Here is a 9096-nt window from a genome sequence, read left to right as displayed (position 1 = left end):
TTCTACAGTCGCTCGAAGAAAAAAGCCCCGACTTCTGGCCAAAGCCACCGGCGCAGAGCTAAGCTCTCGGTCACCGCTTATCGCCGCCGAAGCCGCGCCGAAACGAAGATGCCTCTGGCTGAAACTCCTTCAGGGAGTTATCTTCTTCCGCCAACCACATCGGCGAAGTCTGCCGCGGCCTTCAGTTCGTGGCCCGCCACATCCGATACCGCCCCTGCCCAGTCATCTCGTGGACCAGACCCTTATCCTCCATCCAGGCAAGGTTACGCTGAACGGCGGCACGGCTTGAGCCTGTTATAGCCTCAGCCATCGGAGCGGAGACTATGGGCCATTGCGTCAGTACGGAGCGCAAGGCGCGCGGGGTCTTGCCTGAGAGTGGGGTCATCTCGGCTTCCGCCCGGGCGGACCATGCCTCTATATCGTCAAGGTGCCGCATCGCGGTCAGGCAGGCGGTCTGCATCCCGTCGAGCCAGCGCGCCAGACGGTCAAACGGTGAACCACCGGCGCGCAGCCCCCCTGCCCCGCCTATGGCCAAGGGCGCGAAGACTGCTCCTCTCCCGTCGCTGGCCGCGATCCGAGCGGCGGTGACAGCGGCATCCATCCGGTCGCCCTGCCGCCCAAGCCCGGCAATGCCCCAAAGGTGAAAGCCCATGCAGGCGCGGGTTATCGGGTGAAGATAGTCCGCTTGCGCCATCAGCGCAAGCCAGCCCCCCGCGCGGTCGGCCAAGGGTTCGGCGTCATCCGCCATGTTTTCGGGGTCGCGGCGGTCGAGGAAGGCGCACAGGTCTGCCTCGGGCCCCGGCCCGCCCGTCAGCCGCCGCACCGCCCAACCGACGCGTGCGAGTGCGGCGGTGTCGTCCTGCACGCCGGACAAGCGCATCGAGATCCAAAGCGCCAGCCGATCCGGACCGATGCGGTCACCGTTAAGCCAACTTAGATCGGCAGCCTCAAACAGGGCCAGCCTGTGCCGCCATCCTGCCGGCCCGCGCTTCAACCGGTCGTCCAGTGCGCCGAGGCGACCGGCCACACGGGCAAGACGCGCAGCGTGACCGGCCTCTGCCTTGCGCCAATCGTCGAGGGCTTCGGCTTCGCGCGGTTCGGCCCGTGGTCCGGGCGGCAGGTAATCCGGCTCATCTTCCAACGGACCGGGCAGGAACCAAAGATCGTCCTCGGACGCCTGTTCCACCTCCTCACCGTCACGGAGGGCAGCATCAGAGTCTTCAAGTAAGGCAGAGGGTTGAGACTTCATATGTGCAAAATATCTGAATTTTGATCTTTACCCAAGGGTTTTGTCGGAGTGCGCTCACGCTCCTTATATAGCACGCGCAGGCGATGGTCGGCGAAGGCTCTCTGATCGCGCTCACTGTATAGAAACCAAGGGCTTTCCGTTGAGCAGGGCCACAGAAAGCGCCCTTGCATCCGTTTATAAACGGTCGTTTATTAACGGTATATGAAACTGCAAACGGCCTGTTTTGATGCCCCTGATCGGCTACGCGCGCGTCTCGACCGAAGATCAGACCCCCCTGCCGCAGTCGCAGGCCCTGAAATCGGCGGGCTGCGCCGAGATCCATGAAGAACAGGCCTCGGGCGGCAATCGTGCGCGACCGGTGCTTGCGCGGGTGTTGGAACGCATCAGCAAAGGCGACACGCTGGTCGTCGTGCGGATCGACCGCCTCGCGCGGTCCCTCTCGCATCTGCTGGAGGTGATCGAGCGGCTGGAGGCGAAAGGTGCCTTCTTCCGCTCTCTCACCGATCCGATCGATACGTCCTCGCCGCAGGGCAAGTTCACCCTGCAAGTTCTCGGCGCCGCGGCCGAGTTCGAGCGCGCCCTGATCCGCGAACGCACCAAGGCGGGGCTGGCCTCGGCGCGCAGCAAGGGCCGGATCGGCGGCAATCCGGGCCTGCGCGCCCGCGATCCCGCGGCACTTCGCAAGGTGCGGCTGGCGCGACAGGACGGCTACATGGAACGGCTGATCGAAACCGCGCAGGACTGGGTGCCCCATGTCCGCCGCCTGCGGCCCGACATGGCCTGGGAGGACGTGCTGCGCATCATCAACGGCCCCCTGCCCCATGAGCGCCAGTGGACACAAAGCCGATTGCTACGCGCCGTGAATGCCTATGTCCGCGACGGCTTCCTGCCGGAAACCGTTCTGGGCCGTGCCGGTCGTCGCGATACCGACGACCGCTTGCCCGCCATCGTGGCCGGCATCAAGGGCGCAAACCCGGAAATTACGTTGCAAGAAATCTGCAACCGGCTCGAGAAGATGCGGGAGCGGACGCCGCGTGGGCGGACCAGCTGGCAGCCGTCATCCGTGAAGATGCTGTTAGAGCGAGCCGAGAGGCTGGGGCTGCTTGATTGAAGTCGCGGGAATCGGCCATGCGATTCTTAAGGTCTTCAGTCCCTAGGCGTCCACAATACATGTTGTGGCAACGACGTCACGACCCACGAGCTGTTGAAGTGCGCTGCGAACAAGGCCACCCAACACACTGATACATAATGATTTTCTTTCGTCAAAAATCAGCCCCTTCAACGCGCATACGCCGCTCAACGGTTTGGGCTGGATTTACTCACCAAAACTGTTAAGGTCTACAAAACAATAAAGACTTGAGGGCAGTGATGAGCGGGATACGGGCCTCTCAAAGATTCGACGTCATGTCCAAGCGGCTTGGTAGCCGGTTGCGTGAACATGCGCAGGAAACCTTCCCACCGGATGCCCAGAAGGGTCTCCGTCGCTTCGCGATGCGGGAAGCGGCTGATCTCCTTCGGATCAACCAGAACACCTTCCGCCACCATGTGTCAAACCTTGACGGCTTTCCCGAAGGCATCCTTGAGGGTGGCAACCGCCGCAGCTTCTCTGCCGAAGAAATGGTCGAGGCCCAACGCGTCCTTCTTGAGACGGGCAGGATCAAGCCCGATGAGCACCCTCACAGAAGAGCCGGCGAACCGTGCCAGGTTGTGACAATCTTCAACTTGAAGGGCGGGTCCGCAAAAACGTCGACCGTAGCTCATGTTGGTCAGCTTCTGGGTCTTCGCGGCTATCGGGTCCTGCTGATCGACCTCGACAGCCAGGCAAGTCTGACGAACCTGTTCGGGGTGACCCCTGAACTCGATCCGGACATGCCGACCTCCTACGATCTGATCCGGTCGGAAGGTCCCCTGCCCGCCTCCGATATCATTCGAAAGACGAACTTCCCGACAGTGGATCTGATCCCGGCCTCCATGGACATCATGGAGTACGAGTTCGAGGTCGCTTTGAGCTTCAGACACGGCGCCACCACCTTCCACAGTCGGATCCGTGAAGCGCTTGAGCCTGTCCTGAGCCGATATGATGTGGTGATCTTCGACACCCCGCCTCAGCTGAATTTCTCGGTGATCTCTGCCCTCTTTGCTTCCACCGGGGTCCTGATCCCGCTCAACGCGTCCATGCTTGATGTCATGTCCCTTGCAAGCTTCCTCGGTATGGCGAGCAACCTGATGGGTGTCGTCGAGGCGCATGCTCCCGAACACGGTCTGAACTTCGTGCGCGTGCTGATCACCCGCTACGAGAATACCGATGGTCCACAGGTCCAGATCTCCTCTCTGCTTCGGACGGTCCTTGGCGATGCGGTCCTCCCGGCCGAGTTCCTGAAGTCGACAGCGGTAGGTGATGCCGCCAATACGCAGCAGAGCATCTTTGAGGTCGAACCGCGCGACGTGAACCGCAGAACCTACGAGCGTGCGATCGAGTCCGTTTCACGCGTGACCGACGAAGTTGAGCGCGAAATCCTCAAGGCATGGGGGCGTAGCCATGGCGCGTAAGGTCTTCGGAGATTCCCTCAAGAACGCGATGGGCAATGGGGCAACACCGGACGAGACTGCGGATATCGATCTGAAACGTACGAGCCCGACAGTCGCTCGTGCGCAAGCATCTGTGCTCGAGGAAGACAAACACGCCACGCGCCTGATCGACCCGAGCGCCGTGCGGATGTCCGCGGTCATGGACCGTATCGATCCGAGCGATGGCCTCGAGGAACTTGTGTCCTCGATCCGGGAGCATGGGCAAAAGGTTCCCATTCTCGTCCGCCGAACCCAGGATGGCGCACTTGAGATCGTCTATGGGCGCCGCAGGCTTCTCGCCTGTCGTGAGCTTGGTCAGAAGGTGCGCGCCACGGTCATGGAAATGACCGAAGAGGAAGCACTGATCGCTCAAGGCGTGGAGAACAATGCCCGCCAAGACCCCTCGTTTATCGAGAGGGCTTTGTTCGTCGCCGGCATCATTCGGGAACTTGGGAAAACAGACGAAACGCGCAAGAACGCCCAGACCATCGCCTATCGGGCACTCCAGATCGATGAGTCTCTCGTCTCTCGGATGAACCGTATCGCGACGGGCATTCCGATGGAGCTGATCCAGGCCATCGGACCAGCACATGGCGTCGGTCGGCGGGTCTGGGAGAAGCTTTTCAGGCTGTGCGAGAAGGACGTCTCGAGAGCCAAAGAAGTCGCCCGCGAAATCCCCCGTAGCTTGCCCGGCCCAGAGCGGCTTGAGGCAGCGGTTACGCTGCTCACGGCCACCAAGGCAACTCCGCCCAAGGCTGATTCAGGTGAGCGCGTGAAGATCGGCCGCAAGGGCAACCGCATCACCATCGATGTGGACGCTGATCTTGCCCCGCGCGTCGAAGAGGCCGTCCGAAAGCTGATCGGAGAGCTTCTTGACCGCGGTCAAGACGGCCCAGAGTGACAACCCCGTGTCTTGACCGCGGTCAAGACATCAAGAGCAACGAGCAGAAAACGAAAGGAGGACCGGCTAGAAAAGGAAAGACCCCCCGAAAGCGGTGCTTCCGAAGGGCCTCAATCAGTCTCGACACCTGATTGATACCCCCAAAACGAATCGAGTTCAACACCGCTCGCGGTGACCGGGAAAGCTTTTTCTTCCGAAATACCATGAGACATGTCACTCAAGCACGAACCGCCTTGGCGGAACAGCCAGCTATTGCCTGCCCTAACCCCTACGAGCTTCTGGGGCCGGTACGGGTTATTCGGAAAGACCTGAACCTCACGAGCAACGACGTCACCGTACTGGCAGCGCTCATCAGCTTTCTCCCGCGCGACCAGAGCCCCAACACTGGTGGAACACAGCGCAAACTGACCGTTGTGTTTCCTTCCAACGCCTCCTTATCAGAGCGCGCAAACGGCATTGATGAGAGAACGCTTCGCCGCTGCCTGGGGCGCCTTGAGGCTGCGGGACTCATCAAGCGGAAGAGCTCAGCGAACGGCAAACGCTTCCCTCTCCGCTACGGGGGCATCATCAGAGATGCGTTTGGAATCGACTTGGCTCCGCTGATGCAAAGCCACGACGCTCTCGCAGCCAGAGCATCGAAGATCACGGAAGAACGTGAACGCCTTCGCTCCCTCAAGGCAGAAGCGCTAGCGCTGCGCGCATCCCTCCTTCAAGACGAGCACCTCGATGAAGCACGGCTGTCTGCACTGGGAACGATCAAAAACCTGCTACGTCGAGCAACCTTGACTGCCGACACAGTCTTGCAAATCATCGCTGGCCTCCGGGAGCTCGAAGCCAACGCCGCGGAGAGCTACGGAGAGTGCCACGGTTCAAGCGCTCATGCGGACCAACTACAATCGCACGACCAAGCCTTCAGCGGTGAGTACGCGAACAAAATGACCGCCAGGAACGGACAAAATGACCGGCAAATAGAGTCCATAAAAAAAGAAAATATAAAGAAAAACACGCACGTGAAGCAGACCAACGCTTTCCAAAGCGTTAGGGCAGCGACCATGAACCGCGACCCTGCAAAAATGGCGTGGACGGACTTTTCACATGTCGCGAACTTCTTCCCAGACCCGCCGCGAACAGGCGACGCCCTCAACCGCGTTCTCTTCGACATCGGTCGATTGCTCAGAATACGCCAAGAAAAACTGATGCGTGGTCTTCAGAAAGCTGGGGCTGGACGGCTTTTGCTGATCTTGGACTACCTGTTGGGAAAAGGCGAAGCGATCAGGCAGCCTGAGGCATACTTTGAAGCGATCATGAAGGCATAGAGCATCCAACTTGCACGTCTTGACCGCGGTCAAGACGGACGAAGAGAGGAAAAGGTTGGGGGTTTGAGGGGTGACGGGAAGTGAGATCGGGAGAGTGGCTTCCGACGCCCGTCGTGGAGAAGATCTGATGGCGAAAGCAGCCCAGAACATCACCCTGTCCCCGTCGCGGGACATCCCTTTCAACAAGCTCGTGCTGAGCCAGTCCAATGTGCGGCGCATCAAGGCTGGCGTCTCAGTCGAGGAACTTGCCGAGGACATCGCCCGGCGCGGACTCCTTCAGAGCCTGAACGTCCGGCCTGTGCTTGATGCCGATGGAGTCGAGACTGGCATGTTCGAGATCCCGGCCGGTGGCCGCCGCTTCCAGGCGCTGTCGCTCTTGGTGAAGCAGAAGCGGCTGGCCAAGGCCGCGCCGATCCCCTGCATCGTTCGGGATGCGGCCTCCGAGATTCTGGCCGAGGATGACTCACTCGCAGAGAACATGCAGCGCGTTGCCCTCCACCCGCTCGACCAGTTTCGCGCCTTCGTGGCCTTGCGCGAGAAGGGTCAGGGAGAGGAGGCGATTGCGGCGGCCTTCTTCGTCACTCCGCAGATCGTGAAGCAGCGTCTGAAGCTCGCCTCCGTGGCCCCTGCCCTGCTCGAGATCTATGCCGAGGACGGCATGACCCTCGAACAACTCATGGCCTTCACGGTGAACCCCGACCATGCGCGTCAGGCACAGGTCTGGGATGCAGTGAAGAACTCCTGGAACAAGGAGCCCTACGCCATCCGCCGCATGCTGACCGAGACCTCGGTCCGGGCTTCGGATCGTCGCACGGTCTTCGTCGGTGTCGATGTCTATGAGGCGGCGGGCGGTGTCGTGCTGCGCGATCTCTTCCAGTGCGATGACGGTGGCTGGCTGGAGGACCCTGCCCTGCTCGATCGGCTGGTCGCCGAGAAGCTTCAGGCCGAAGCCGAGGCGCTGGCCTCGGAGGGCTGGAAGTGGATCGAGGTGGCGACCGACCTGCCCTATGGTTACAGCCACGGTCTGCGACGTCTGGCCGGTGATCCCGCGCCGATGACCGATGAGGAAAGCGCGGCCCATGCGACGCTCCTCGCAGAGTATCGGGCGCTGGAGGAGGAATACTCCGGCCAGGACGAGTATCCTGAGGAGATCGATGCGCGGCTGGGCCAGCTCGAATTGGCGATGGAGGCACTCGAGCAGCGGCCCCTGAAATTCGATCCGGTGGAGGTCGCGCGCGCGGGCGTCTTCGTGACGCTGGATCGGGACGGCAGCCTTGCGATCTACCGCGGCTATGTCCGGCCCGAGGACGAGCCGCGCGAGGAGACCGCGGTCCATGATGGCGATGGCGCCGATGCCATGGGGCAGGGGGGCGATGTCGGCGGTTCCAGTTGGAAACCGTCGGCGACCTCCGCCGGGGGTACCGTCATCACCTCGGGCGGTCAGCCGATTGGTGCGGATTCGTCCGAGGAAGACGACGACGGGGCGCTGAAGCCGCTGCCTGAGCGGCTGGTCATGGAACTCACCGCCCATCGGACCCTCGCGATGCGCGAGGCCATCGGGCGTTCCCCAGACGTGGCGCTGACGCTCCTGCTCCTGAAGCTGGTGACGGACACCTTCCGCACCTCCTCTGCGACGGGTAGCTGCCTCGAGGCTTCGGTGCGCCACGTCTACATGTCCGCCCAGGCGCCCGACCTGAAGGACAGCGTCGTGGCGAAGCTGGTCGACGAGCGTCATGTCGCCTGGGAGGCTGATCTACCCCTCGGCGACGATGCTGCCCTCTGGGACTATCTGTCCGTTCTCGATCAGGGCAGCCGTCTCGCGCTCCTGGCGCATTGCCTCAGCTTCGGGATCAACGCGCTCCATGAGAAGGTGAACCCCTACGGTGCGGGTATCTCCGCCAGTGGCCTGACCCGCCGCATGGCCCATGCCGATCTCGTGGCCCGCGCGGTGGATCTGGACATGGTCGAGGCGGGATGGGAGCCGACGGTCGATGCCTATCTCAACCGCGTGCCCAAGGCCCGGATTCTTGAAGCTGTGCGCGAGGCGAAAGGCGAGGGCACTGCACAGCTTCTCGATCACCTCAAGAAGGGCGAGATGGCCACGGAAGCCGAGCGACTCCTCAAGGGCAGCGGTTGGTTGCCAGAGGTCCTGCGCCGCGCTGATCTGGCGGTGGACGACGGCGAGGAGATTGCAGAAGGGCAGGGGGAGGACGCGGGCCAGCCCGAGGATGTCGATCTCCCGGCCTTCCTGACGGCTGATCTGCCGGAGAACGCCGCGTCGATGATGGCCGCAGAGTGATCTGAGCCATCCGAGGGCGGGGAAACCCGCCCTTATTCCAACAAAACACAGAAATTTCAATATGATGAATGCGAATTCTCGTATTCGGGATGAGGAAATCATGTCTGCAACGACCATCATCGATACAGCCCCGCTTGGGGCGCTGATCCGCTACACCGACGGCAGTCCCAAGCCACCGGCACGGTTCACCAAGAAGCTTGCCGCCTGGGAGCGCTCGAACGGCGTCGGCCGTCTCGTGAAGAAGGAGCTGCCACGGGCTTATCCGACCTGGACCGCTCCGGCCTCCTTCACGCTCCATGAGGGGAACTTCTCCTCGGACGGGGTGATCCTGGTCACCATCATGCGCAGTCATTCGGTCGACAGCCGTCTGATCTTCGAGGTGGCCGAGGAACCGAAGCCCGGCCAGGTGCGCGTGCTTCTGGACTTCGGTGGCAACACCGAGCTGCTGCATCTGGCGGAATCCGTTACCGCAGCCGAGCTATGGATCGCGCGGGAGGGTTATCGCAACGCGCGGCTTGAGATCGTCGGTGCCGAGGACAGCGATAGGGCAGGGTGCGCGGACCTGGCCGCCTGAGCCCTGAAAATGCGTGAGGGGCCTGCCGAAGGGGCGGGCCTCTCATCGACCAAGAACCTCGTCCCGCGATGCCGCGGGGCGCCATAGGATCCATCCCCCAATACGGAGGTCTTCAACCAAGAGCCTGCCCGGGAGGCCGGCGGCGTTCAAAGCATCAGCGGGACAATCGGCTCCTGACGTTGGGGGACC

At 62.0% G+C, this 9096-nt stretch carries 7 protein-coding genes; 6 read left to right on the top strand and 1 reads right to left on the bottom strand.

The annotated features are described in order from the left end of the window. Window positions 1-181: 181 nt before the first annotated feature. Entirely contained in the window at window positions 182-1249 is a 1068-nt protein-coding gene (locus tag ACTZWY_RS19205) for a hypothetical protein (RefSeq protein WP_444792322.1), read from the bottom strand. 226 nt (window positions 1250-1475) lie between these two features. Between ACTZWY_RS19205 and ACTZWY_RS19200 the strand changes: the two genes are divergently transcribed. The 6 genes from ACTZWY_RS19200 to ACTZWY_RS19175 all read left to right on the top strand — a co-directional run bounded on the left by ACTZWY_RS19200 (window position 1476) and on the right by ACTZWY_RS19175 (window position 8907). Beyond that, the gene (locus tag ACTZWY_RS19200; RefSeq protein WP_444792321.1) at window positions 1476-2360 is read left to right on the top strand and encodes a recombinase family protein; all 885 of its coding nucleotides are present in this window, start codon (window positions 1476-1478) and stop codon (window positions 2358-2360) included. A 293-nt stretch (window positions 2361-2653) separates the two neighbouring features. After that, window positions 2654-3799, top strand: coding sequence for a plasmid partitioning protein RepA (repA, locus tag ACTZWY_RS19195; RefSeq protein ID WP_444792320.1), 1146 nt, complete (start codon window positions 2654-2656; stop codon window positions 3797-3799). Beyond that, window positions 3789-4718, top strand: coding sequence for a ParB/RepB/Spo0J family partition protein (locus tag ACTZWY_RS19190; protein WP_444792319.1), 930 nt, complete (start codon window positions 3789-3791; stop codon window positions 4716-4718). Before repA ends, ACTZWY_RS19190 begins: the two co-directional genes overlap by 11 nt. 203 nt (window positions 4719-4921) lie before the next feature. Next, window positions 4922-6034 (top strand): helix-turn-helix domain-containing protein, encoded by a 1113-nt coding sequence (locus ACTZWY_RS19185; RefSeq protein WP_444792318.1) that lies wholly within the window; start codon window positions 4922-4924, stop codon window positions 6032-6034. A 127-nt stretch (window positions 6035-6161) separates the two neighbouring features. After that, on the top strand, window positions 6162-8333 hold the full coding sequence (locus ACTZWY_RS19180) for a ParB/RepB/Spo0J family partition protein (protein WP_444792317.1): 2172 nt from the start codon (window positions 6162-6164) through the stop codon (window positions 8331-8333). 100 nt (window positions 8334-8433) lie between these two features. Then, a complete protein-coding gene (locus ACTZWY_RS19175) occupies window positions 8434-8907 on the top strand; it encodes a hypothetical protein (RefSeq protein WP_444792316.1) in 474 nt (157 codons plus the stop codon). Window positions 8908-9096: the final 189 nt, after the last annotated feature.

The sequence above is a fragment of the Roseinatronobacter sp. NSM genome (assembly GCF_052379845.1).
Classification (GTDB): Bacteria; Pseudomonadota; Alphaproteobacteria; order Rhodobacterales; family Rhodobacteraceae; genus Roseinatronobacter.
The sequence above is the reverse complement of the archived record's forward strand: the minus strand, read 5'-3'. Positions and strand labels throughout refer to the sequence as shown.

What these genes read in the sequence shown, in the direction of transcription:
- repA (WP_444792320.1), top strand. Translation starts at nt 2,654, where the DNA reads ATGTCCAAGCGGCTTGGTAGCCGGTTGCGTGAACATGCGCAGGAAACC.
- ACTZWY_RS19180 (WP_444792317.1), top strand. Translation starts at nt 6,162, where the DNA reads ATGGCGAAAGCAGCCCAGAACATCACCCTGTCCCCGTCGCGGGACATC.
- ACTZWY_RS19185 (WP_444792318.1), top strand. Translation starts at nt 4,922, where the DNA reads ATGAGACATGTCACTCAAGCACGAACCGCCTTGGCGGAACAGCCAGCT.
- ACTZWY_RS19200 (WP_444792321.1), top strand. Translation starts at nt 1,476, where the DNA reads ATGCCCCTGATCGGCTACGCGCGCGTCTCGACCGAAGATCAGACCCCC.
- ACTZWY_RS19190 (WP_444792319.1), top strand. Translation starts at nt 3,789, where the DNA reads ATGGCGCGTAAGGTCTTCGGAGATTCCCTCAAGAACGCGATGGGCAAT.
- ACTZWY_RS19175 (WP_444792316.1), top strand. Translation starts at nt 8,434, where the DNA reads ATGTCTGCAACGACCATCATCGATACAGCCCCGCTTGGGGCGCTGATC.
- ACTZWY_RS19205 (WP_444792322.1), bottom strand. Translation starts at nt 1,249, where the DNA reads ATGAAGTCTCAACCCTCTGCCTTACTTGAAGACTCTGATGCTGCCCTC.